23 protein-coding genes are annotated in these 23707 nt (G+C 54.6%); 12 read left to right on the top strand and 11 right to left on the bottom strand.

From position 1 onward, the window contains the following. Positions 1–26 precede the first annotated feature (26 nt). The 4 genes from C813_RS38525 to moeA all read right to left on the bottom strand — a co-directional run bounded on the left by C813_RS38525 (position 27) and on the right by moeA (position 5475). Complete coding sequence (locus tag C813_RS38525; protein WP_017456045.1) at positions 27–2459, bottom strand: formate C-acetyltransferase/glycerol dehydratase family glycyl radical enzyme; 2433 nt, start codon at positions 2457–2459, stop codon at positions 27–29. A gap of 4 nt (positions 2460–2463) precedes the next feature. Then, entirely contained in the window at positions 2464–3363 is a 900-nt protein-coding gene (locus tag C813_RS38520) for a glycyl-radical enzyme activating protein (protein WP_017456046.1), read from the bottom strand. A 124-nt stretch (positions 3364–3487) separates the two neighbouring features. Continuing rightward, entirely contained in the window at positions 3488–4240 is a 753-nt protein-coding gene (gene moeB, locus C813_RS38515; protein WP_017456047.1) for a molybdopterin-synthase adenylyltransferase MoeB, read from the bottom strand. A 2-nt stretch (positions 4241–4242) separates the two neighbouring features. Further along, positions 4243–5475, bottom strand: a complete 1233-nt coding sequence (gene moeA, locus C813_RS38510) for a molybdopterin molybdotransferase MoeA (RefSeq protein ID WP_017456048.1) — start codon at positions 5473–5475, stop codon at positions 4243–4245. Between the two features lie 163 nt (positions 5476–5638). On the opposite strand from moeA, the gene iaaA reads away from it, so the two are divergent. From iaaA to gsiD, 5 genes are read left to right on the top strand one after another with little or no spacing between them, the layout of a single operon-like run. Then, the gene (iaaA, locus tag C813_RS38505; protein WP_017456049.1) at positions 5639–6580 is read left to right on the top strand and encodes a beta-aspartyl-peptidase; all 942 of its coding nucleotides are present in this window, start codon (positions 5639–5641) and stop codon (positions 6578–6580) included. A 19-nt stretch (positions 6581–6599) separates the two neighbouring features. Further along, positions 6600–8459 (top strand): glutathione ABC transporter ATP-binding protein GsiA, encoded by a 1860-nt coding sequence (gene gsiA / locus C813_RS38500; RefSeq protein WP_167578995.1) that lies wholly within the window; start codon positions 6600–6602, stop codon positions 8457–8459. Positions 8460–8492: 33 nt separating this feature from the next. Beyond that, positions 8493–10034 (top strand): glutathione ABC transporter substrate-binding protein GsiB, encoded by a 1542-nt coding sequence (gsiB, locus tag C813_RS38495; RefSeq protein ID WP_017456051.1) that lies wholly within the window; start codon positions 8493–8495, stop codon positions 10032–10034. Positions 10035–10079: 45 nt separating this feature from the next. Then, positions 10080–11000 carry a glutathione ABC transporter permease GsiC gene (gsiC, locus tag C813_RS38490; protein WP_017456052.1) on the top strand — a complete coding sequence of 307 codons (921 nt, stop codon included), beginning with the start codon at positions 10080–10082 and terminating at the stop codon, positions 10998–11000. A 2-nt stretch (positions 11001–11002) separates the two neighbouring features. Beyond that, positions 11003–11914 carry a glutathione ABC transporter permease GsiD gene (gene gsiD / locus C813_RS38485; protein ID WP_017456053.1) on the top strand — a complete coding sequence of 304 codons (912 nt, stop codon included), beginning with the start codon at positions 11003–11005 and terminating at the stop codon, positions 11912–11914. 38 nt (positions 11915–11952) lie between these two features. Here the strand turns inward: gsiD and rimO are convergent, their stop codons facing one another. Beyond that, positions 11953–13278: a 30S ribosomal protein S12 methylthiotransferase RimO gene (gene rimO, locus C813_RS38480; protein ID WP_017456054.1), complete on the bottom strand. Its 1326-nt coding sequence runs from the start codon at positions 13276–13278 to the stop codon at positions 11953–11955. 450 nt (positions 13279–13728) lie between these two features. Here rimO and C813_RS38475 point away from each other — a divergent pair, with 450 nt between their 5' ends. After that, positions 13729–14688, top strand: coding sequence for a bifunctional helix-turn-helix transcriptional regulator/GNAT family N-acetyltransferase (locus C813_RS38475; protein ID WP_025263683.1), 960 nt, complete (start codon positions 13729–13731; stop codon positions 14686–14688). A gap of 83 nt (positions 14689–14771) precedes the next feature. Here the strand turns inward: C813_RS38475 and C813_RS38470 are convergent, their stop codons facing one another. Both C813_RS38470 and C813_RS38465 read right to left on the bottom strand, forming a co-directional pair. Beyond that, the gene (locus tag C813_RS38470; RefSeq protein WP_040016490.1) at positions 14772–15632 is read right to left on the bottom strand and encodes a hypothetical protein; all 861 of its coding nucleotides are present in this window, start codon (positions 15630–15632) and stop codon (positions 14772–14774) included. Positions 15633–15645: 13 nt separating this feature from the next. Continuing rightward, the gene (locus C813_RS38465) at positions 15646–16680 is read right to left on the bottom strand and encodes a trypsin-like serine peptidase (protein ID WP_017456057.1); all 1035 of its coding nucleotides are present in this window, start codon (positions 16678–16680) and stop codon (positions 15646–15648) included. A 205-nt stretch (positions 16681–16885) separates the two neighbouring features. Between C813_RS38465 and C813_RS38460 the strand changes: the two genes are divergently transcribed. Beyond that, entirely contained in the window at positions 16886–17854 is a 969-nt protein-coding gene (locus C813_RS38460) for an alpha/beta hydrolase (protein WP_017456058.1), read from the top strand. Positions 17855–17883: 29 nt separating this feature from the next. Here the strand turns inward: C813_RS38460 and C813_RS38455 are convergent, their stop codons facing one another. Further along, on the bottom strand, positions 17884–18141 hold the full coding sequence (locus C813_RS38455) for a hypothetical protein (protein ID WP_017456059.1): 258 nt from the start codon (positions 18139–18141) through the stop codon (positions 17884–17886). A 204-nt stretch (positions 18142–18345) separates the two neighbouring features. On the opposite strand from C813_RS38455, the gene C813_RS38450 reads away from it, so the two are divergent. Together C813_RS38450 and C813_RS38445 are read left to right on the top strand one after the other, a co-directional pair. Further along, positions 18346–18819, top strand: a complete 474-nt coding sequence (locus C813_RS38450) for a GNAT family N-acetyltransferase (RefSeq protein WP_017456060.1) — start codon at positions 18346–18348, stop codon at positions 18817–18819. A gap of 114 nt (positions 18820–18933) precedes the next feature. After that, on the top strand, positions 18934–19203 hold the full coding sequence (locus tag C813_RS38445; protein WP_017456061.1) for a hypothetical protein: 270 nt from the start codon (positions 18934–18936) through the stop codon (positions 19201–19203). A gap of 10 nt (positions 19204–19213) precedes the next feature. Here the strand turns inward: C813_RS38445 and C813_RS38440 are convergent, their stop codons facing one another. Genes C813_RS38440 through C813_RS38430 form a run of 3 tightly spaced genes read right to left on the bottom strand, consistent with a single transcriptional unit; the run spans position 19214 to position 20641 of the window. Next, the gene (locus tag C813_RS38440) at positions 19214–19651 is read right to left on the bottom strand and encodes an NUDIX hydrolase (protein ID WP_017456062.1); all 438 of its coding nucleotides are present in this window, start codon (positions 19649–19651) and stop codon (positions 19214–19216) included. Then, positions 19648–20031, bottom strand: coding sequence for an SH3 domain-containing protein (locus C813_RS38435; RefSeq protein ID WP_017456063.1), 384 nt, complete (start codon positions 20029–20031; stop codon positions 19648–19650). The genes C813_RS38440 and C813_RS38435 overlap by 4 nt, the downstream gene beginning before the upstream one ends. Continuing rightward, positions 20018–20641, bottom strand: coding sequence for a glutathione S-transferase family protein (locus C813_RS38430; protein ID WP_025263681.1), 624 nt, complete (start codon positions 20639–20641; stop codon positions 20018–20020). Before C813_RS38430 ends, C813_RS38435 begins: the two co-directional genes overlap by 14 nt. Positions 20642–21075: 434 nt before the next feature. Here C813_RS38430 and C813_RS38425 point away from each other — a divergent pair, with 434 nt between their 5' ends. From C813_RS38425 to C813_RS38415, 3 genes are all read left to right on the top strand, one after another. Continuing rightward, positions 21076–21459, top strand: a complete 384-nt coding sequence (locus tag C813_RS38425; RefSeq protein ID WP_017456065.1) for a biofilm formation regulator BssR — start codon at positions 21076–21078, stop codon at positions 21457–21459. A gap of 175 nt (positions 21460–21634) precedes the next feature. Further along, entirely contained in the window at positions 21635–22741 is a 1107-nt protein-coding gene (locus C813_RS38420; protein ID WP_017456066.1) for a PQQ-dependent sugar dehydrogenase, read from the top strand. 246 nt (positions 22742–22987) lie between these two features. After that, positions 22988–23602: a protein phosphatase CheZ gene (locus C813_RS38415; RefSeq protein ID WP_017456067.1), complete on the top strand. Its 615-nt coding sequence runs from the start codon at positions 22988–22990 to the stop codon at positions 23600–23602. Positions 23603–23707: the final 105 nt, after the last annotated feature.

Raw genomic sequence — 23707 nt, 5'->3', positions numbered from 1 at the left:
CTTTGCGGGGAAGCCCGGCCATCGTTTTATAAGGTATGTTCAGTGCGGGCGATAATGTCGTCCTGTGCATCTGGCGACAGGGCGGTGAAGAACGCCGAATAACCGGCGACGCGCACCACCAAATCGCGATACTGATCCGGGTGTTTCTTCGCCTCAAGCAGCGTTTCGCGCGACACAATGTTGTACTGAATATGCCAGCCTTTATGCACCTCGAAGAACGTGCGCAGCAGCACCATCAGCTTTTGCTTATCGCTCTCATTTTCCAGCGTCGACGGATTCAGTTTCTGGTTCAGCAACACGCCACCGAGAATCGCTTCCACCGGCAATTTACCCACGGAACTTATCACCGCCGTCGGCCCCAGATGATCGGTGCCGGACGCCGGGCTTGCACCCTCTGCCAGCGGCGTATGCGCTTTGCGACCATCCGGTGTTGCCATGGTTGCTGCGCCAAACGGCACGTTCGCGGAAATAGACGAGGTTCCGGCGTAGTAATTACCGCCGATCGGGCCGCGACCGTAACGCGGATTGTGATACTGCTTCAGCTCATCAATATAGGTTTGATAGGCACGCACCAGCAGCGTATCCACGCTGTCATCGTCGTTGCCGTATTTCGGTGCGCTGTTGACCAGCCGCTGACGCAACTGTTCCTGCGTCAGACCGTCGAAATCCTCTGCCAGCGCCTGTGCCAGTTGTTGTTGCCCGATAACACCCTGGTCAAAGACCAGCTTTTTCACCGCCGCGAGGCTGTTACCCAGGTTGGCAATCCCCACCTGCAAGCCGGATACCCAGTCATACTTCGCGCCGCCTTGTTTAATGCTCTTCGCCCGCTCAATGCAGTCATCGACCAGCGCGGAGCAGAGAATATCCGGCACGTTCTCTTCCAGCATGGTGTCGACCACATACTCAATCTCAATCGATTTACGGGTGTAATAACGAATCTGTCGGTCCCAGGCGTGCATGACCTCATCGAACGTGTTGAAATTACCCGCCGACAGCGCCTGGGTTTGCGGCAGAAAGATTTTGCCGCTGGTGGCATCGCGACCACCTTCCAGCGCCGCCAGCATCACGCGGGCAAAATTGATAAAACTCATGCCGGTGCAGCGGTAGCCCCATTTGCCGCCAACGGCGGTTTCAATGCAGCCAATGGCCGCGTAATCGTAGGCGTCCGCGGGTTCGACACCGAGTTTGATAAATTCCGGAATAACAATTTCATCGTTATTGAACGCGGGCATGCCGAAGCCGCAGCGGATCACCTGCACGCAGGCGTCGAGAAAGTCGTTGCTCATGCCGGCGTGGTAACGCACGCTCAGGTTCGGCTGGGTGGAACGCAGGCGTCCGCAGGATTCCAGAATCGCGTAAGAGAGCGGGTTAACCGCATCGCGCGCTTCACCGTTATGCCACTGTTGACCGCCGATGGTGACGTTCTGATACAGCGGGCTGCCCGCCGAGGCTTTCGAATGCGAGCCGGAGCGAATTTTGTTCACTTCCAGCAGTTTCAGCCAGCAACTGTGCAGCAGCTCAATGGCCTGTTCGCGGGGCAGCGACTGGTGCAGTTCAACATCGCGGCGATAGTACGGATACAAATACTGATCCATGCGTCCAAAAGAGACCGAATGCCCATTGGATTCAATCTGCAAAATCAGCTGGATAAAGTAGCAAAGTTGCAATGCCTGCCAGAAGGTACGCGGCGGTTCGTGGGCGATAATCAGGCAATTTTCCGCCATCGCCAGCAACTCATCGCGGCGGTTTTGCCGCGTCTCTTCCCCGGCCATCTGGCGTGCCAGATCGGCAAAACGTTCAATATGCAGGCTGACGGCTTCCAGCACGATATCAATCGCTTTTAAGAACTGATCGCCATGCAGATCGTTGAGCACCGTCAGGTTGATGCGTGTCCGGCGCTCATCCACTTTGTGGCGCAGCCCGTCGAGACCCAATTCCAGCAGCAGCGGGAAGTTCACCGCCAGGTGCGCGTCGCCAGACGTCATGTTGCCTTCGGCTTTAATAATGCCGGTTTCCAGCAGCGCTTTTTGTTCGTCGGTAAACATACCGTAACAGCGATCCTGCACCGTCTGGCCGCGCCACCACGGGCAGATCTCATGCAGCACGTGTTTGTTCTGTTCGCTAACCGCAAAGCCAGCACCGGGGCGGTCTGCGAGCGCGTCGATCTCTTTTTCGATCCATGAAACGGTGTATTCCGGGAAGATCGGCGCGGCGCGCACTTCGCTGGCCTGGTTACCGATAATCAGTTCGTCATGTTTGATCCAGATAGTGCGCTCGGCCAGGTGATGCGCCAGCGCCAGCGCGCGGCGTACCGGCAGCGGTTTGTCCATATTTTGCTGGTAAACCTGCGTGTAATGACGGGCACGCTCGGTGCAAACCGGTGGCTTCACAATATGCACCAGCGCGGTTTTATGGGCTTTTATACGATCGGTCAGGGTGTTGAGTTGCAGCGTGGTCATGGTTCTATCCTCGTAATGTCGCCGTCAGCCCTTTGCGCCGGGCACAATCCTGCGCAAACGCCAGCAGTTGCGGGGCATCAAGCGGCTTCTCTGGGGCGGTGTAGGGTTCGCCGAGCAGGTGGTACTTGTTCATGCCCAGCGTGTGGTAAGGCAAAAAATGAATATCGCTGACCTTCAGCTCATCGGCGGCGAAGGCGGTAATGGCGCTTATGGCGTCTTTATCGGCATTAAAACCGGGGATCAGCGGCACGCGGATAGTGAGTTTTTTCCCCGCCTGCGCCAGCCGTTTTAGGTTATCCAGCACGCGTTTTGCCGAGCCGCCGGTCCACTGGCGAAAGGCGGCATCATCGACATGTTTCAAATCTGCGAGAAACAGATCCACAAAGGGCAGGGATGGTTCGATATAGCGCCACGGCACATGCAGGCAGGTTTCCACTGCCGTATGAATGCCGTGTTGATGGCTGGCCTGAAGCAGTTGCTGCGCCAGTTGCGGGTTCATAAACGGCTCGCCGCCGGAAAGGGTGATGCCACCGCCGCTGCGATCATAAAAGGGTTTATCACGCAAAACGGTATTCATGATATCGCGCACATCGGGTGTTTCACCGCAGACGCTCAGCGCCTGCGTTGGGCAACAATCGGTGAGCGCATCAAGCTGCGTATCATCAAGTTTTTCGCGGTGGATAACCAAACCGTTCACCGCACGTTCAATCACCTTTGGCGTGGCGTGCTGGCATAACTCACACCCGGCAAGGCACAGACGGTTGTCAAACAGCAGATCCCGTGTGCGGCTGCGGCTCTCCGGGTTCTGGCACCAGCGGCAGCTTAGCGAGCAGCCTTTCAGGAACACAACGGTACGAATACCTGGGCCGTCGTGAGTGGAATAGCGCTGGATGTTGAAGATCATAATTTATCTCCATATATTTCATATGGAGATTAAATTACTTTCGAATGAAGGTTTCCGTGACGAAAGTCGACCTTTTATCGCGATGCCGGATGACGTTGCGCCATCCGGAAAAAGAGGCGGGAGATTAACGCCCGCAGACGTCGCAGTCAGGATTGCGCAGCAGTTTCATTTCGCGGAACTGGCAGGTCATTGCATCATACATGACGATTTTTCCCGCCGCCGGCGTACCGTAATGCGCCAGCACTTTGATGGCTTCCATCGCCTGCAACGAACCAATCACCCCGACCAGCGGCGCCATGACACCCGCTTCGACACAGGTCAGCGCGTTATCGCCAAACAGCCGGCTCAGGCAGCGGTAGCACGGGGCGTTTTCGCCCCAGGTAAAGACGCTGATCTGGCCTTCCATGCGAATAGCCGCACCGGAAACCAGCGGCACGCGATGCTGAAAACAGGCCGCGTTGAGCTGGTTACGAATCGCGACGTTATCGGTGCAATCCAGCACCAGGTCATGGGCGGCAATCTGTGTGAGCAGCGCCGTGTCATCAAGCAGGGCGTTGATGGCGGTGTATTGCACATTCGGGTTGATGCGCAGTAACGATTCGCGCGCCGAGTCCACTTTTGCCACGCCGATATCCGCGTCGCTGTGCAGCGTTTGACGTTGCAGGTTAGAGAGCGCCACCGTATCAAAATCGAGCAGCGTCATCTGCCCGATACCCGCCGCCGCCAGATATTGCGCAGCGGCGCAGCCGAGGCCGCCGAGCCCGACCACCAGTACGCGAGCGGCTTTTAACCGCTCCTGGCCGTCGAAATCAAAACCGCGCAGAATAATCTGTCGGTTATAGCGCATCATCTCCGCGTCACTAAGTTCTTCAGCCATCTTTAGCCTCCGAAGAGATGGTTAAACATCTCGACATCCACCCATTCACCGGCTTCGACATTGCCTCGTTCGCGCTCCAGTACCACAAAGCAGTTACCCTGGCTAAAGGAGCTAAAAATATGTGAACCCTGGTGACCGGTGCTGCGCACTTCCAGCGTGCCATCGTCGCCACGGCTTAACACCCCGCGCTGAAAATCGAGACGTCCCGGCGACTTTTTCAGGCGCTCCACCGCACGGGCGCGAAAACGCAGCGGCTGCGTATCGGCGGTGTTACCACTCAGTTTCGCCAGCAGCGGTTGTACCAGCTGATAAAAGGTGAGCGTCGCGGAAACCGGGTTACCAGGCAGGCCGCAGAACCAGCTGTTCTTCAGTTTGCCAAAGGCGAACGGTTTACCCGGCTTGATCGCCAGTTTCCAGAACGCGATTTCGCCCAATTCATCAAGAATAGTTTTGGTGTAATCGGCTTCGCCCACCGACACGCCGCCGGAGCTCAGCACCACATCGGCCTGGCTGTCGGCAGCGATAAAGGTGTCGCGCAGCTTCTGCGGATCGTCCGGCACGATGCCAAGGTTAATCACCTCATAACCGAGCTGGCTCAGCATCAGATGAACGGACAAGCGGTTGGTATCGTAGATTTGTCCGTCAGCCAGCGGCTGGCCCGGCAGTTGCAGTTCGTCGCCGGTGGAAAACAGCGCCACGCGCACTTTGCGCAGCACACTGACATCGGCAATACCCAGTGAGGCAATAACCGGCAGCTCGGCGGCGGTCAGTTTTGTGCCCGCCGCAAAAACGCTGGCACCTTGTCGAATATCTTCGCCCGCGCGGCGAATATTCTGGTTAGCCCGCACTTCGGCGGTAAAACGAATACCGGCATCGGTCTGTTCTGTTTGTTCCTGCATTACTACCGCGTCGCATCCGGCGGGGATCGGCGCGCCGGTCATAATGCGTATGCAGGTGCCTGCCGGCCACTCGCCGTCGAAGGGCTGTCCGGCAAACGCTTTACCCGCCACTGGCAGGGCGTCACCGCTTTGTACTTCCGCCAGCCGCACGGCGTAGCCGTCCATCGCCGAGTTATCAAAACCTGGTACGTTCAGCGGAGAGATAATATCTTGCGCCACCACGCGACCAAAGCAGGCCACCAGCGGCAGGGTTTCGCTTTCAGTCAGCGGTGAAATGCGTGACAGCATCTGTGACAGGGCCGTATCGAGTGAGATCAGGCCGTTTGATGATTCCATAGTTAATATCCAGTCAACGCGATGAAGCGGCCATTATGGCAGAAAAGAGAAGGCCTCAACATGCCTTACGCCTACCCCGTTGTAATGACATTGCTTTACATCGTTGTAACGACTTTCTATATTCAGAAATCCCTCCAGGCGCAGAGAAATCCAGGCGGCACAAATGGTTAAAGCGGTAATCGCAATACACGGCGGTGCGGGTGCTATCGGCCGTGCGCAGATGAGTCCGGAAAAAGAGCAACGTTACGTACACGTGCTTTCGTCAATTATCGAAACCGGGCAGCGCATGCTGGAAGCGGGCGTTAGCGCACTGGATGTGGTAACGGAAGCGGTGCGGCTGCTGGAGGAGTGCCCCTTATTTAACGCTGGTATCGGCGCGGTATTTACCCGCGATGAAACCCATGAGCTGGATGCCTGTGTGATGGACGGCAACACCTTACAAGCGGGCGCGGTGGCGGGTGTCAGCCGCTTGCGCAATCCGGTGCTGGCGGCGCGTCTGGTGATGGAGCACAGCCCGCATGTTTTCATGATTGGCGAAGGAGCGGAAAAGTTTGCCTTTTCCCACGGTATGGAAGCGGTATCACCGAGCCTGTTTTCCACCCCAGAACGCTTTGCACAACTGATGGACGCGCGGGACGCCGGGCACACGGTGCTGGATCACGGCTCCGCGCCGCTTGATGAGAGCAAAAAATTTGGCACTGTGGGTGCGGTGGCGCTGGATAAGCAGGGCAACCTGGCGGCTGCGACATCGACCGGCGGCATGACCAATAAATTACCGGGCCGCGTGGGCGACAGCCCATTACCCGGCGCAGGCTGCTATGCCAATAACGCCAACGTGGCGGTCTCCTGCACCGGCACCGGCGAAGTATTTATCCGTGCGCTGGCGGCTTACGATATCGCCGCGCTGATGGAGTACGGTGGTTTGAGTTTGCAGGAAGCCTGCGACGCGGTGGTGATGGAAAAACTCCCGGCGCTGGGCGGCAGCGGTGGGCTGATTGCGGTTGATCGCGAAGGCAACGTGGCGTTGCCGTTCAACAGTGAAGGGATGTATCGCGCGTGGGGTTACGCGGGCGATGCGCCAAGCGTGGGCATTTATCGTGAATAATGCGAGTGGGGTTGAGCGGATGGAAACCGACGCTAACGTGGTGCTGGATGTCAGTAATCTGAACGTCGCTTTCAGCCATGACAAGCAACTCGTCCCGGCGGTTCGCCGTCTCTCCTTTTCCCTTAAACGCGGCGAAACGCTGGCGATTGTCGGCGAATCCGGTTCTGGTAAATCGGTTACCGCGCTCGCGTTGCTGCGCCTGATTGAGCAAGCGGGCGGCGAAGTGAGCTGCGATCACATGCGCCTGACCCGGCGTAACCGGCAGAATGTGGAACTCACCCGGCTGAGCGCATCGCAAATGCGCAGCGTGCGCGGCGCGGATATTGCGATGATTTTTCAGGAGCCGATGACCTCGCTCAACCCGGTGTTTCCGGTAGGCGAGCAGATCGCCGAGTCGATACGCCTGCACCAGAAACTGGGGCGCGAAGACGCCATGATGGAAGCGCGGCGTATGCTCGATCTGGTGCGTATCCCGGAATCGCAGTCGATTTTATCCAGCTTTCCACACCAGCTTTCCGGCGGCATGCGCCAGCGCGTAATGATTGCGATGGCGCTCTCCTGTCGCCCGGCGGTACTGATTGCCGACGAACCGACCACCGCGCTGGATGTCACGATCCAGGCGCAGATCCTGCAACTCATCGCCGTGCTGCAAAAAGAGATGTCGATGGGGGTGATTTTCATCACGCACGATATGGGCGTGGTCGCCGATGTTGCCGACCGCGTACTGGTGATGAACCAGGGCGAAGCGGTGGAAACCGGCAGCGTAGAGCAGATTTTCAACCATCCACAGCACCCGTATACCAACGCGCTGCTGGCAGCGGTGCCCAAACTGGGGGCGATGCATGGCAGCACGCTGCCGCGCCGCTTTCCGCTGATTTCGCCAAAAAACCAGGCGCATCAGGAAGCGGAAATCGAGCAGGATACGGTGGTGCCGGGCGAGCCGATTTTGCAGGTGCGCGATCTGGTGGCGCGCTTCCCGCTGCGCAGCGGCATTCTTAATCGCGTCACCAAAGAGGTGCACGCTGTGGAAGGGGTGAGCTTTGATCTCTGGCCGGGCGAAACGCTGTCGCTGGTGGGCGAATCCGGCAGTGGTAAATCTACCACCGGGCGCGCGCTGCTGCGCCTGGTGGAGCACCAGAGCGGTTCCATCACCTTTAACGGTGAGCGCATTGATACGCTGGCGGATAGCCAAATGAAACGAATCCGCCGCGATATTCAGTTTATTTTCCAGGATCCATACGCCTCGTTGGACCCGCGCCAGACCGTTGGCGATTCGATTATTGAACCGCTGCGGGTACACAATTTATTAGGGGCAGAAGAGGGCCGGCAGCGCGTGGAGTGGCTGCTGGAGCGCGTCGGTCTGAAGCCGGAACACGCATGGCGCTACCCGCATGAGTTTTCCGGCGGACAGCGCCAGCGTATTTGCATCGCCCGGGCGCTGGCGCTCAACCCGCGCGTGGTGGTGGCGGACGAATCTGTTTCGGCGCTGGATGTCTCGATCCGCGCGCAAATCATTAATTTACTGCTCGATTTGCAGCGTGAGATGGGCATTGCATTTCTGTTTATCTCACATGATATGGCGGTGGTAGAGCGCATCAGCCACCGCGTCGCGGTGATGTACCTTGGGCAAATTGTTGAGATCGGCCCACGGCAGGCGGTGTTTGAAAACCCGCAGCATCCGTATACACGTAAGTTAATGTCGGCGGTGCCGGTTGCCGACCCTGCGCACCATCACGCGCAGCGTGTGTTGTTGTCTGATGACATGCCCAGCAATATCCGCAAACGTGGCGAGTCAATGCAACGCGTGCAGTTGCAGAACGTGGGGCCGGGGCATTTTGTTGCCCGTTCGACGCCCGGCAGCACGCAATCCCGTTTTTAACTGAGCACTGGCAGGGTTCTTCAGGAGAGCAACATGACACAATTCATTTCACGGCACTGGCGGGGACTTGCCGGCGTGATGTTTGCGCTGACCGCCATCCCGGCCTTTGCGGCGAAAGATGTGGTTGTCGCGGTGGGATCCAATTTCACTACCCTCGACCCGTATGATGCCAACGACACGCTATCGCAGGCGGTGGCGAAATCGTTCTATCAGGGGCTGTTTGGCCTCGATAAAGATATGCTACTGGAAAACGTGCTGGCAGAGAGCTATAGCGTTTCCGCTGACGGCATGGTTTATACCGTCAACTTGCGCCACGGTGTAAAGTTCCAGGATGGGACGGATTTTGACGCCGCAGCGGTAAAAGCCAACCTCGATCGTGCCAGTAATCCGCGCAATAGCCTGAAGCGCTATAACCTGTATAAAAATATCGCGAAAACCGATGTGGCGGATGCCTACACGGTAAAAATTACCCTTAAGCAGCCTTTTTCCGCGTTTATTAATATTCTCGCGCACCCGGCAAGCGCCATGATTTCTCCGGCGGCGCTGCAAAAATATGGCAACGACATTGGTTTTCACCCCGTAGGCACCGGCCCATATGAACTGGAAGCGTGGAACCAGACCGATTACGTGAAAGTGAAGCGATTCGCCGGGTACTGGCAGCAAGGTTTACCCAAGCTGGACTCCATTACCTGGCGGCCGGTGGTGGACAACAACACCCGCGCGGCGATGCTGCAAACCGGCGAAGCGCAGTTCGCGTTTCCCATTCCCTACGAACAGGCGGAAGTGCTGAAAAGAAACAGCAAGCTGGAACTGGTCGCCAGCCCGTCGATTATGCAGCGTTACATCAGTATGAATGTCACGCAAAAACCGTTCGATAACCCGAAAGTGCGCGAGGCGATCAACTACGCCATTAACCGACCGGCACTGGTTAAAGTGGCGTTCGCCGGTTTCGCGACGCCCGCCACCGGCGTTGTACCGCCAACCATTGCCTATTCACAGGCCTATCAACCCTGGCCGTACGATCCGGCAAAAGCCCGAGAACTGCTAAAAGAAGCCGGTTATCCGCAGGGGTTCAGCACGACTTTGTGGTCGTCGCATAACCACAGCACCGCGCAGAAAGTATTACAGTTTACCCAGCAGCAACTGGCGCAGGTGGGTATTAAAGTGCAGGTAACGGCGATGGACGCCGGGCAGCGCGCAGCGGAAGTGGAAGCCAAAGGGCAAGCGCAGAGCGGCGTGCGCATGTTCTACACCGGCTGGTCGGCCTCGACCGGCGAAGCAGACTGGGCGCTGTCGCCGCTGTTCGCCTCGTGGAACTGGCCGCCAACGCAGTTCAACACCGCGTTTTACAGCAACCCGCAAGTGGATAAAGACCTCGCCGAGGCGCTAAAAACCACGGATGCTGCGGAGAAAGAGCAGTTGTACAAACAGGCGCAGGATCTCATCTGGCAGGAGTCGCCGTGGGTGCCGCTGGTGGTGGAAAAGTTGGTTTCAGCGCATAACAAGAAGCTCACCGGTTTCTACATTATGCCCGATACCGGGTTCAGTTTTGATAACGCGGATTTGGTGAAATAACTCACTCCACCTCGCAGAGCAAAAGGAGGCGTGAGGGAACGCACAATGCAAAATTATATTATTAAACGTTTGCTGGGCCTGATCCCGACGCTACTGATTGTGGCGGTGCTGGTGTTTCTGTTTGTCCACTTGCTGCCGGGCGATCCGGCGCGGTTGATTGCCGGGCCGGAAGCCGATGCGCAGGTCATTGAGCTGGTGCGCCGTCAGCTTGGGCTGGATCAACCGCTGTGGCGACAGTTCTGGCACTACATCGGCAATGTGCTGCAGGGTGATTTTGGAATATCGATGTCTTCGCGCCGCCCGGTGGTGGAGGAAATCGCCAGCCGTTTTATGCCGACGCTGCTGCTGACCATTACCAGCATGTGCTGGGCGATGCTGTTTGGCCTTGGCGCGGGGATTGCCGCCGCCGTGTGGCGCAACCGCTGGCCGGATCATCTGGGTATGGCGCTGGCGGTAACGGGCATGTCATTCCCGGCGTTTGCGCTCGGCATGTTGCTGATGCAGATCTTCTCGGTTGAACTCGGCTGGCTGCCGACCGTCGGTGCCGACAGCTGGCAGCACTATATTTTGCCGTCGTTAACGCTCGGTGCGGCAGTGGCGGCGGTGATGGCGCGTTTTACCCGCGCCTCGTTCGTGGACGTGCTCAACGAGGACTACATGCGCACCGCGCGTGCCAAAGGCGTGAGCGAGCGCTGGGTTATTCTCAAACATGGTCTGCGCAACGCGCTGATCCCGGTGGTCACCATGATGGGGCTGCAATTTGGCTTTTTGCTCGGCGGCTCCATTGTGGTGGAGAAAGTCTTCAACTGGCCTGGGCTGGGCCGTTTGCTGGTGGACTCGGTGGAGATGCGCGACTACCCGGTGATTCAGGCCGAGGTGCTGCTCTTCTCGCTGGAGTTTATTCTTATCAACTTAGTGGTGGATGTGCTCTACGCCGCCCTTAATCCCGCGATCAGGTACAAGTAAGGATGCGATTATTAAACTGGCGTCGACAGGCGGTGTTAAACGCCATGCCCGTAGTCAAACCGGGGCATGTGCGCACGCCGTGGCATGAATTCTGGCGACGTTTCTGTCGCCAGCCGCTGGCGATGGCCGCCGGGATTTTTGTGCTGCTACTGATCCTGCTGGCGATTGTCGCCCCGTGGATAGCCCCGTTCGATGCGGAAAACTATTTTGACTACGACCGGCTCAATGAAGGGCCGTCTCTGGTGCACTGGTTCGGCGTCGATTCGCTGGGGCGCGACATTTTAAGCCGCGTGCTGGTCGGCGCGCAGATTTCGCTTGCCGCCGGTCTTTTTGCGGTGCTGATTGGCGCGCTCATCGGTACGGTGCTGGGATTGCTGGCGGGTTACTACGAAGGTTGGTGGGATCGCCTGATTATGCGCATCTGTGATGTGCTGTTTGCGTTCCCCGGCATTCTGCTGGCGATTGCGGTGGTGGCGATAATGGGCAGCGGCATGGCGAATGTGATCATCGCCGTGGCGGTGTTCTCCGTTCCGGCATTTGCCCGCCTGGTGCGCGGCAACACGCTGGTGCTCAAGCAACAAACTTTTATTGAATCCGCGCGCAGCATCGGGGCCAGCGATGCGGTGATCCTGTTTCACCATATTCTGCCGGGTACGGTGTCATCGATTGTGGTCTATTTCACCATGCGTATCGGCACGTCGATTATCTCAGCCGCCAGCCTCTCATTTTTAGGTATGGGCGCACAGCCGCCAACGCCGGAGTGGGGAGCGATGCTCAATGAAGCGCGTGCGGATATGGTGATTGCGCCGCATGTGGCGCTATTCCCTTCGCTGGCGATTTTTCTGACGGTGCTGGCGTTTAACCTGCTGGGTGATGGCCTGCGCGACGCGCTGGACCCGAAGATTAAGGGATAGGAAATTCCCTCTCCTGCATGAGGAGAGGGAGGAAAGGTTTAAACGCGGGAACCCCACAGATCGTATTCGTCGGCGTTTTCCACTTTCACGCGGATAATGTCGCCCGGTTTAACACCGGTTTCGCCGTTCAGGTACACCGCGCCGTCGATTTCCGGGGCGTCTGCCATGCTGCGACCAATCGCGCCTTCTTCGTCCACTTCATCGATGATTACCAGAATTTCGCGACCGATTTTTTCCTGCAAGCGCTCGGCGGAGATCTGCTGTTGCAACTGCATAAAGCGGTTCCAGCGCTCCTCTTTCACCTCTTCCGGCACCTGATCGGCCAGTTCGTTGGCGGTTGCACCTTCTACCGGGCTGTATTTAAAGCAGCCGACGCGATCCAGACGCGCTTCTTTGAGGAAATCGAGCAGCATCTGGAAATCTTCTTCTGTTTCGCCAGGGAAACCGACGATAAAGGTGGAACGCAGGGTCAGTTCCGGGCAGATTTCACGCCACTGCTTAATGCGCGCCAGTTGCCTGTCGACCGCGCCGGGGCGCTTCATCAGCTTGAGAATGCGCGGGCTGGCGTGTTGCAGCGGGATATCCAGATACGGCAGGATTTTGCCTTCCGCCATCAGCGGAATGACGTCATCAACGTGCGGGTACGGGTAAACGTAGTGCAGACGTGTCCAGACACCAAGTTTCGCCAGTTGCTCGCACAGGCCAACCATGCTGGTTTTTACCGGCTCGCCGTTGTGAAAGCCCATGCGGTGTTTTACATCCACGCCGTAGGCGGAAGTGTCCTGCGAGATCACCAGCAGCTCTTTCACGCCCGCATCGACCAGACGTTTGGCTTCGGATAACACGTCGCCAATCGGGCGGCTCACCAGATCGCCGCGCATTGACGGGATAATGCAGAACGTGCAGCGGTGGTTACAGCCTTCGGAAATTTTCAGGTAAGCGTAGTGGCGCGGCGTCAGTTTGACGCCCTGTTCCGGTACCAGACTCAGGAATGGATTGTGCTTCGGTTTCGGCACATAGTGGTGAACATGTTCCAGCACCTGCTCATAGCTGTGCGGCCCGGTTATCTCCAGCACTTTCGGGTGCACTTCGCGGATCTGATCCTCTTTTGCGCCGAGGCAGCCGGTCACAATCACCTTGCCGTTTTCATTCAGCGCTTCGCCAATCGCTTCCAGCGATTCTTGCACCGCGCTGTCGATAAAACCGCAGGTGTTGACGATAACCATGTCGGCGTTGTCATAGCTTGGCACCACGTCATAGCCTTCGGTACGCAGCTCGGTGAGGATACGTTCGGAATCCACCAGGTTTTTCGGGCAGCCCAGCGAGACAAAGCCGATTTTCGGCTGCAGGTTCACATTGCTCATAGTTCAAAAATTAATCAGTTATAGGATCTTAGGGCAGGGATTGTACAGGGCTCTTGCCTGGATTTATAGGGTAATTAAGCGGGAGCGCAAGGAATTCTGAACAGCAACATTCGGCTTTTGGGCGAGAAAAGTGTCGCTGACGCGGCAACGCGGGCTGAAACCCCAACAACGGATCCTGTGTTACCGCGTCAGGATTTGCGAGCACGCTTCCAGTAATAGCACTCTCTTCAGGAAGTTAGCTTTAAAGCCTTGTCGCTTGTGCCACTTATCTTTATGTTTGCTCTGCGCCTGCAGAATCAGCCGTCGGGATTAGCCTCCTTGAAACGGTGTAGTAACACGTGGTGTCGCGTGTCCGGTCATAGCGCTTTTGACCCTATAAAAGCTATGTTGACAGCTTGGTTTGTTGATGGTTGTATTGTGCAACTATCCATTTCCCTCTGAGGTAACAACGTGGCTGCTGACCAATTGATCAACACTATTCGTAGCGCATCAAGGCGGATGGTGCGTGAGCTGGGCTTTATGAACAGCACGCTTGCAGCGACGGATTATTCCCCTTCCGCAGTACATACTTTGCTGGAAGTGGAAAAGCAGGGCGCGATGACGGCAGCGCAACTGGTGCAGATCCTCGGGCTGGAGAAATCAAGCGTCAGCCGTATGCTGAGCCGGCTTATCGCCGCCGGTGAATTGCAGGACGTTCCCTCGGCTGAGGATGCGCGCTATAAAACCTTGCAGTTGACCGCGCAGGGCAAAGCGAGCGTCACGCGTATTAACAGCTACGGCGCCATGCGAGTGCGTGAGGCGCTGCAGCATCTGACTTCTGCCGAACAGGAGGCGGTAGCTCGCGGCTTGTCGGCCTATGCCACAGCGCTTGAAGCCTGCCGCCAGGGTGCGCCGCTTCCGGCCCGTGAAAAGCCAGAAATCGTCACCGGTTATCTGCCGGGAATGATTGGCCGCATCAGCGAAATGCACGCCAGCTACTATTCGCAACATTATGGTTTCGGCTATTTTTTTGAAAGCAAAGTGGCTGCGGGCCTGGCCGAATTCGCCGGGCGTCTGGATAATGCGCGCAATAATATTTGGCTCGCGGTACATCAGGGCAAAATCGTCGGGTCGATTGCCATTGATGGGGAAGATTTAGGCAATAACGAGGCGCATCTGCGCTGGTTTATTCTTGATGATGAATGCCGTGGCACCGGCATTGGGCGTCAATTGCTCGCCAAAGCGATGCAGTTTTGCGATGAACAACAGTTTTCCGCCGTGCAGCTCTGGACATTCAGCGGGCTGAACGCCGCACGTGCACTTTATGAATCTTTCGGCTTCACCCTGAACAAGGAGTGGCAGGGCGAACAGTGGGGAAGCTCAATGCTGGAACAACAATTTACCCGCAGCAGGGAAATAGCGCAGCGTTAAGTTCGTTGCGCTATTAGCGGTTAGCCGTTAATAGCGCCTTGTATGTCCCGAACAGGCAGGCTTTTAACCGCTATGCCTGGACCTTATTTTCCCGTTTTTTCGGCGATTTTTTTATCGATATAGGTTTTGAGGATCTGCTGCTGCGCCGCGACAACATCACTTGATGACACCGCTTGCAGCAGCCCGGCGAGCGTTTCATTGTCTGGCCCCTCCGTTACCGTAATTTTCAGGGTATACGGCGTCACTTTTGCCAGCTCAATGGTTTTGCCGTGCGTAATTACCGCTTTTTGATTGTAATAGCGACCAACCTCTACTTTATCGAATTCCATCGTGACATCATTGCCACCAAAATCTATCGCCACGGTTAACCCGTGATGATTATTAATGCCGTATGGTCGCAGTTGTTTGGGGTAAAAAAGAGAATACGGAACAAACGATAATCGATCTTCGCTACGCTGGATTTTAATTTGCATGGCAAAGCCGAGATTGCTGGTTAATTGCCCGGCCAGAAGTGGCGTATTGTAATATTGATAGGGTAATCCGGGTGTTGTCAGGTTATTTTTCCCCGAACCGCCAAACTGACCATAAACCAGCGTCAAGCATTGCGCGCTGGAAATAATCGTGGTTTCATTCGGATAAATATAAGCATTTACCGGATAGGGTTTTGCCATATTGCTGCCAACTTTTGATATTAGCGAAAAGCCATATTTAAGGGTTTCACTAAGGATCGGCGTAGCCACCGCTAGTAATAGCGCGGCGGCTTCATTAGAACCTCTGTCCTCATCTAATGCCGCTGGGCAGGGCTCTCCCGATATAAACGCGCGCATCTCTTCAATTCCACCCTCTTTTATTGCCTGCGGGTTATAACTCACAGTGTTTACATGCTCACTTGCACACCCTGCCAGCAGTGCGCTGATAAAGAGAAGTGTTCTTTTTACAGGCATAGGGGATTACCTCTTAAAAGGGGAGTTTTGATTTCGGTACAGCGTAATTAGCCAGTAATTTTTCGCTGTCTAATTTGCACATCTCTTTACTGAGGGTCTGTTTTGATGAAATATGTATGCCACTTATTACAACGCTATTTTCTTTTTTGCTTTTCGTCACATTAACGATTGGCGCCCCGGAAAAACCCTCAAGCACAGTACACAGATGAATAAGACAGTTATCGTTGATATAAACCACTTTGCAGCTTTTATTTTGTTGGTTATCGGTTGCTGCCATATTAGAGGCCGGATAACGGTCCGGGATAATTTCAAGGGATGAAATAGCTACCCCCGGTATCCATAATTCATCATTAACGTCGGCTTGTTGCCACTGAAGAGGGGGCGAGACAATATCGATTTTATCAATCGTTAACGCAGCATAATCGCAATAACTTCCCTCGATTTTAAAACACACTTTGCCATTTTGTTTACTGACTTTCCTCGACTCGCCATTACTAAAATAAGCCGTATCAACATTACAATGCGCAGCGGTAACAACGGTGGTGGTGTTGATTAAAAAGCCGGTACACGCTTCTAATGAAGATCGCAGATAAACAACCGAAGGAATAAATTTAGCGGCATATCGAAATGTCTCAACGTTATTCTTTTCCAGCTTTTTTTGACAGCGGGTAATGACTAATTGCGCCGATTCTTTATTGCCGCGGGTACGATAAAAGTCAGCCGTAGCTGAATCACAGTCTGGTGTATTTTCCGCAATGCTGCTTGCCGGTAACTTCAGTTTCTCTATGACATTTTTATTATCTTCGTTACGCGTCGGGTACTGATTAATACCCTCCTGCTGCATGTCGCGGATGGCCAGATTGAACAGAATTGATTCTTGCTCAGCGGATTTTATTCCCTTCGCGAACGGATGTTTTTTGAGTAAATCATCCGTCTGGTATTGCTCAATATCTGGCCTGTTATTGCCGAGGGGGCTGGTTTCGCGAGCATCCACCTGCTTGATTAAGCCACATAAAATAAGCAGCAAAAGAGAGGGTATCGCTCGCATGGTCACGATCCAGAATGTGGAGGTATTGCTGAATTATCAGACGCAGCGGGGCAAAGTTTTCTCATACGAAAGTATGATTTTTGTTTCCAGATAAGAAGCCTGTAGCGGTTATCAGACGAGACCGCAGGATAGGCCATTTTGGTTGCAATCAATAATGATTCGCATTAACTTTGCTGCTGTTAGTTTCTGGTACCAGGGAAGGATAATGTTCACGCGTTCATTTAAAAATGGCTCTACATTCCTGCGGTTAGGCGCGTTTAACGCAGGGGGTTTTTCTATCTTTAGCGCAGTGATTCGCCAGTTGGCGGCGGTTTTGCTGTTGCTCTGCGCGGCTAACGGTTATGCCCGCCCGGACATGACGCCGTTGGGGCCGAATATCGCCGACAAAGGCTCTGCATTTTACCATTTCACCGTCAACACCTTTGATTCTGCCGACGGCAAGCGCCATTACAAAGTGTGGACTGCCATCCCGAATAAAAAACCGCCCGCCAGCGGTTACCCGGTGCTCTATCTGCTGGACGGCAACGCGGTAATGGACCGCTTATCTGATGACCTGTTGCAAAAACTGTCGCTGCGCGATCCGCCCGTGCTGGTGGCGATTGGCTATCAGACCGCTCTGCCGTTTGATTTAACCGCCAGAGCGTACGATTACACGCCCGCAACGCAAAGTAGCCCGCAAAATTTGCGTGGCAGAACCGGTGGTGGTAGCGCGGTTTTCCGCACGTTACTGGAGCACACCATTGCGCCGCAGGCTGAGAAAGATCTCGCTATCGACCCGCAAAAGCGGGCGCTGTGGGGTCACTCTTACGGGGGATTGTTCGTGCTGGAGAGCTTTTTGTCGTCCGACTTTTTTCACACGTTCTACTCGGCCGTTCCTTCGTTGGATCGTCATAACGCTGCGCTGCTCAACGCACTTGAGCAGGTCGATGAAGCGCAGGGCAGCCAGAAATCACTGTGGTTTATGGAAGGCGACGGCGACAGAAAAGCGCGGGACGAAAACGCCACGTCGGACGTGTTAAATGCGGTAAGCCAGACGGTTTCACGCCTGCGTAGCAGAGGGATATCGGCGACTTACCGCCTTTACCCAGGCCTCACGCACGGCGCGATGTTTGCAGCGTCAATGCGCTTGGCGCTGTTAGATATTTCCGGCGAGACACTTGCCGAAGCACAGTAAAAGAGGCCGCGAATGCGGCCTTCTGCGGCTTAGCTCAATGCATAAATCGCAGCGAAAATGGTAGCGGGAATACACCAGTCTTTGGTGAACTCTTCAAGCGCTTCCAGATTCTCTTTGAAATGTGCCAGCATGATATCAATTGCCTGCGCTTCGTCTTCTGCCTGGGTTTCAAACGGCATTTTGCGAAAGCCCTCAGCTTTAAGCTGGCGCACTTCTTCGGCGGACAAGGCTTTTTTCTCATAGACATTCACGGCAATGTCACTGGAGTAGAACACATAGGTTTTCATGACATCTTCCTTGTAAATGAAACGGTTGGGGCAATTGCGTTATCGGCATCAGGCTACGTTCGTTTACCCTGCACGATGTAAATTATTACTATGCGCTTCGCTTACGCGGCAAAAAAGCCCCTGGTTTTCGTCTTTTCTCGTGCTCACCAGCGCACAAAATTCATGCTAATTTGAACGTTTTCCGCACGTGTTAAGGGCAGAGTTATGGCAAGTTTCGACGTTCAGGAATGGCGTAAAGAGGATTATCTGGTAACAACCGATGCCGAAAAGCAGGACATTGCTGCTATCCACCGTTATCTGACGCGATCCACATGGGCGATAGGGATTGACCGGGAAACGGTGGCGACCTCTGTACAAAATAGCCTTAATTTCGGCCTTTTTCATGGTGATGAGCAGATAGGTTTTGCCCGGTTAGTTACCGATTACGCCACCTTCGCGTATCTGTGTGATGTGTATGTTCTGGAGGCGTATCAGGGGCAAAAACTGGGGAAATGGTTAATCGCCTGCTGCCATGCGCACCCGGTTTTTGAAAAACTGCGGCGGATTGTTCTCTTTACTTCCACTGCGCCCTGGCTGTACGCGCAGGCGGGTTATGTGCCAATCAACCGGCCCGATTACACGTGGACGATTGCTCGCCCGGATATCTACAGGAGCAGGAACAACCCGACGGAAAAGTAACGCGTCTGCACCATCGCGTTAAAAGTGGGTGATGCAGTTAACGCGTTGCCATTGCTATGCCGTTCCCGCGCTGGTAAAACCGTCCGGTTTACCAACAAAGGAAAGGGAAAAACGATGCGCACGGCAATCATGAAGATTCTGGCGGGGCTGCTGTATGTGGTGCTCGCCTTTTTTATTAGCGCTGTCATCAAGCCGGTTAACCAGTTCTGGGAATGGTCATCGGGCTGGTTATTTGATCTGCTCTGGCGGCATCAGTTGATTACCGATACCTACGAATGGGGAATGGATCCGCCGAGCACCATTATGCTGGTGATAATTGTGCTGGTGATCGCCTGGCTTTTAGCGCGCGGCGTGAAAGTGCTGCGCGCTAAAATGGGTCTCTAAGGGCGGCGTTTCACCAGCCATATTCAGAGTAGGATTGCCCGGCGGCAATCTGCTCAATCGCCTGTTTGACATAACCAATCGTGTTTTCAGGTAAATCGTTAATGGCGTGCCAGCATAAATCGCCATGTTTCTCCGGCTCGGCGATAAACGGTTCGCCCTGCCAGCGTGTGCAACTGAAAAAGTGCCCCATCCACGAGCGATTCTCTGTCCAGACATGCAGCGTATGCGCCAACTGAAGATCATCCGGCGCGATAATAACGCCTGTCTCTTCGTTGGCTTCCCGTGCCGCTGCTGCCCCCAGCGTTTCGTACTGCTCCAGACCACCGGCGGGTAAGCTATAGCAACCGTCCATCCAGCCTGTTCCGGTGCGTTTAAGCATGCAAATCTGCTTCTCTTTTCTCAGCAACACAAATACCGCAATCGATAAGTTATAGCGTTCTCGCTTCATTTGATTTCCACTATTTTTTCCCATTTCGCGACGCACTCCTGCGGCAGCCAACCCTTTTCCCCGTTCGTTTTCTGCGCGTAATACCAGCCGTTGAGGGCGTGAATCAGCGTAAGCGATTCTCCCGCATGCACGGTTAGTTCATGAGCGCAGTAGTCGTCAAGCGCACTTCCTTCACACGCGCTGAGTGGTGCGAAAAGTTGCTGCGGTGCCCAACCACTTTTCCCCGATGCTAACGTCACCCATACCCAGCCACGCCACTGCAAATCACAGTGGCTTATCAGCACGCGTTCGCCTTTGCCGACCGCAATCGGATCGGGATACGCCGACGTGTAATCGCGGATAACTTTCGCCTGGGGTAGCACCGCTTTACACCATGCCATTATTACCGTGGCGCAAAAATGCCGGGCGCTGGTTTAGTCGTTCAAACCACGCATCGATAGCGGGAACGGGCGGGTGGTCAAACGGTGTCATTTTCCAGCGGTTGACCGACAGCCCCAGCACCACATCCGCCAGCGTAAAGGTGTCGCCTGCGGCGAATGCTCCGGTGCGCTGCAACTGCTGTTCCAGAATACCGATGCAGTGATTCCACTCTTTGATGCCTGCTTCGATGGCTTTCGGGTCGTTAAATGCCGGATTTTTGCGCGCCAGCGCCGGGAAAACATAACGCCAGGCGTTGTTGAATTCGGTGGCCTGCCAGTCCATCCAGTGTTCGACGTCGGCGCAGGCTTGCGGCTCACCGGGGAGCAAATCTTCACGCCCGGCTTTACGCACCAGATAACGGCAAATCGAGTTGGACTCCCACAGTACAAAGCCGTCATCAATCAGGACCGGCACCATTGCGTTGGGGTTCATGGCGCGAAATTCTTCCGTTTCCGTGGAGGCAAAACCGCTGCCATAATCTTCTTGAACATAATCCAGCCCGGCTTCTTCGCAGGTCCAGAGCACTTTGCGCACATTTATCGACGTTGTTTTACCAAGAATTTTAAGCATGTTGCAGGTGTCCATTCGTGTAATTAATCGTTTAAAAACAATACACCAGACAAATGCATTCTGACCACTGGCAGATGAGTTACAACCTGCAGCAGCGCTTCGCGGTCGCTCATGACGTTAGTGATGCCAAACACCCCGGATAAAACGCAATGTATGGCACACGTAAGTGTGGGAACCGCGCTCCAGTAAAGTGGTGTAGGTATTCAGGCTCTGGTGGCGATGGGTAAGATTGAGCGAGTGAGTTGATTCATTTGTGAAATTTATGAATTGCAGGGCGCGCGCGACATGGCAAATTACGGCGGCTGGCGAGCGTGGCTCACTTTAAGTGAAATGTAAAGGTCCGGCAGACAAAATTAAATATTGACCAGACGCATGCTTTTGTTCAAAAAGCGACCATACTATGATCCTACACTGGCTGACAAGGGGGAAGATGTATGACCGTTGATGAACTTGCGCGTCGTCTGCTGACGAAGTTGATTGCTGCCCGAAGTGACCTTGCGGCCTATATCCAGATGCGAAAAGCGAAAGGGTATATGTCGGTCAGCGAAAATGATCGTCTGCGTGAACGCTTCTTTGCCCTGGCGCTGGAGATCCGCGACAAAGGCGAACGGCTAAATGAAATGCCGGATCGCGACTCACGTAGTGCGATATACCGCGCCGAGGAAGCGCTCTCCTCAGCAGCTGTTTGTCTGATGAGCGGGCGACAGGATTGTCCCACCTACATTTCGGTGAATGTCGATAAGCTGGAACGTTCGCTGAATGTGCTTAATTACTGCATTCAGTATCTGAACGAGCATTCACCGCTCGAAGAAGCCTGATACCAGGGGGAGGAAACTCCCCCTTTCTGTGTTTACCTCCTCCGCGTTGCCCCCGGTTTTACTGCAACAATCGCGATGCCCATGCGGTTGTGTATAGGGAGTGTAAAAGTCGCTTTTGCCGGCGCTGTGCGGTCTACCCTTTATCAGAATAAAAAACTGCATAAAGGAGCGCCGTATGCGCCAGATCCCGCTGCTTTTTCTGTTTCTCTCAATCTCTGTGTTTGCCGCGCCTGCTGCGGTAAAAGTCGATGTATTGCAAACCAAACTCGATCACCCCTGGGCGCTGGCTTTTCTGCCCGATAATCAGGGCATGTTAATTACCCTGCGCGGTGGGCAACTGCGTTTGTGGCAACAAGATAAGGGGATTTCCGACCCGATTACTGGCGTTCCCGAAGTCTGGGCGCATGGTCAGGGGGGCTTGCTGGATGTGGCGCTGGCACCGGATTTTGCCCAGTCGCGCCGCGTGTGGCTGAGCTACGCCGAAGCGGGTCAGGATGATAAAGCCGGAACGGCGGTGGGGTATGGACGTCTTAGCGAGGATTTTAAACGCCTCGACGATTTTAAGACGGTGTTTCGCCAGCAGCCAAAACTCTCCACCGGTAACCATTTTGGCGGTCGGCTGGTGTTTGATGGCAAAGGCTATTTATGGATTGCGCTGGGCGAAAATAACCAGCGTTCGACGGCGCAGGATCTGGATAAATTGCAGGGCAAACTGGTGCGGCTGACGGACCAGGGCAAGGTGCCGGAGGATAACCCCTTTGCCGGTAAAGCGGGGGCGCGAGCGGAGATCTGGTCTTACGGTATTCGCAATCCGCAGGGAATGGCGATGAACCCGTGGAGTAACGCGTTGTGGCTCAACGAGCATGGCCCGCGCGGCGGCGATGAGATCAACATTCCGCAAAAGGGTAAAAATTACGGCTGGCCAATTGCCACATGGGGCATCAACTATAGCGGGCTGAAGATCCCGGAAGCGAAAGGGGAGATTGTCGCCGGTACCGAGCAGCCGATCTTTTACTGGAAAAAATCCCCGGCGATCAGCGGTATGGCTTTCTACAATGCCGATGTGTTCCCGCAGTGGAAAAACAAACTGTTTATCGGCGCGCTGAAAGATGAAGATGTCATCGTCATGAGCGTGCAGGGCGAGAAGGTGACAGAAGATGGCCGAATTCTTGGCGATCGCGGGCAGCGTATTCGCGATGTACGGGTTGGCCCCGACGGTTATCTCTATGTGCTGACCGATGAATCAGACGGCGCGTTGTGGAAAGTCAGTCCGGCCTCCTGAAGCAGAAAGGGGATATTCCCCTTTCTTTATTCAGCGTATTAGTCGTGGCTTTTTTCTTTCTGCCGTTAACAGGGAAAAGCTATATTTTGTTTTTATATAAATGTTTTCTGTTAATTGTTTTTAAATAAAATAATGCCGCCATTTTTATTTTTATAGCGGCTGGCTATATGGCGTCTTTTATTTAAGTGCCAGCAGCGATTGCCGATAACTGAATATCTTAGAGTATGCGTTAAAGGAGAAGTAATAATGCATCATCAAGGTATTTCGGGGGCGTCGACGGATATTTATGAATTGATTTCCCGCATTGGCAACGTCACCCGCATGTTACGAAGTAGCCTGCGTGAGTTAGGTCACGATATCACCATTGTTGAACTGGCTAACTCTATCCCGGATGCGCGTAGCCGGTTGCAATATGTGGTTGATCTTACCGCGCAGGCATCGGGTAAGACGCTCAACTATATCGAACTGACACAACCCCTGCAGGAGCAACTGAGCCAGCAAGCCAGCCAGTTGCTTGCGCAATGGCAGCAGCATAATGATGAAGCCGCAAGTATCGACGAGACGATGGCGCTTGCCCGCGCCACGCGTGATTGGCTGGGTTCAGTGCCGACTTGCACCGAAGCCACCAAATCTTACCTGCGGGAAATTATGATGGCGCAGGATTTCCCGGATACCACGGCGCGGATTATTTTGCGCATGATGGCGTTGCTGGAAAATATTGAGAAAGAGTTCCTGAATGTGCTGTTAGAAAACGTACCGCGAGAAGGGCGCGCGGCCATCAATAAAGCCTGCGCTGATTCAGCTACGCAACCGACCGGGCAAGAGGATATTGACGAGTTGCTGAATAGCCTTGGCCTGTAATTTATGTTGTAAGTGCTTCACCCTCGTTGTTGTGCTTATTGATATCCTCTAATTGTTCTTTTGGTGAATGCAATATTATTGCATTCACTTTTTTTGCTGTTTATC

This window comes from Kosakonia sacchari SP1 (genome assembly GCF_000300455.3).
GTDB lineage: Bacteria > Pseudomonadota > Gammaproteobacteria > Enterobacterales > Enterobacteriaceae > Kosakonia > Kosakonia sacchari.
The sequence above is the reverse complement of the archived record's forward strand: the minus strand, read 5'-3'. Positions and strand labels throughout refer to the sequence as shown.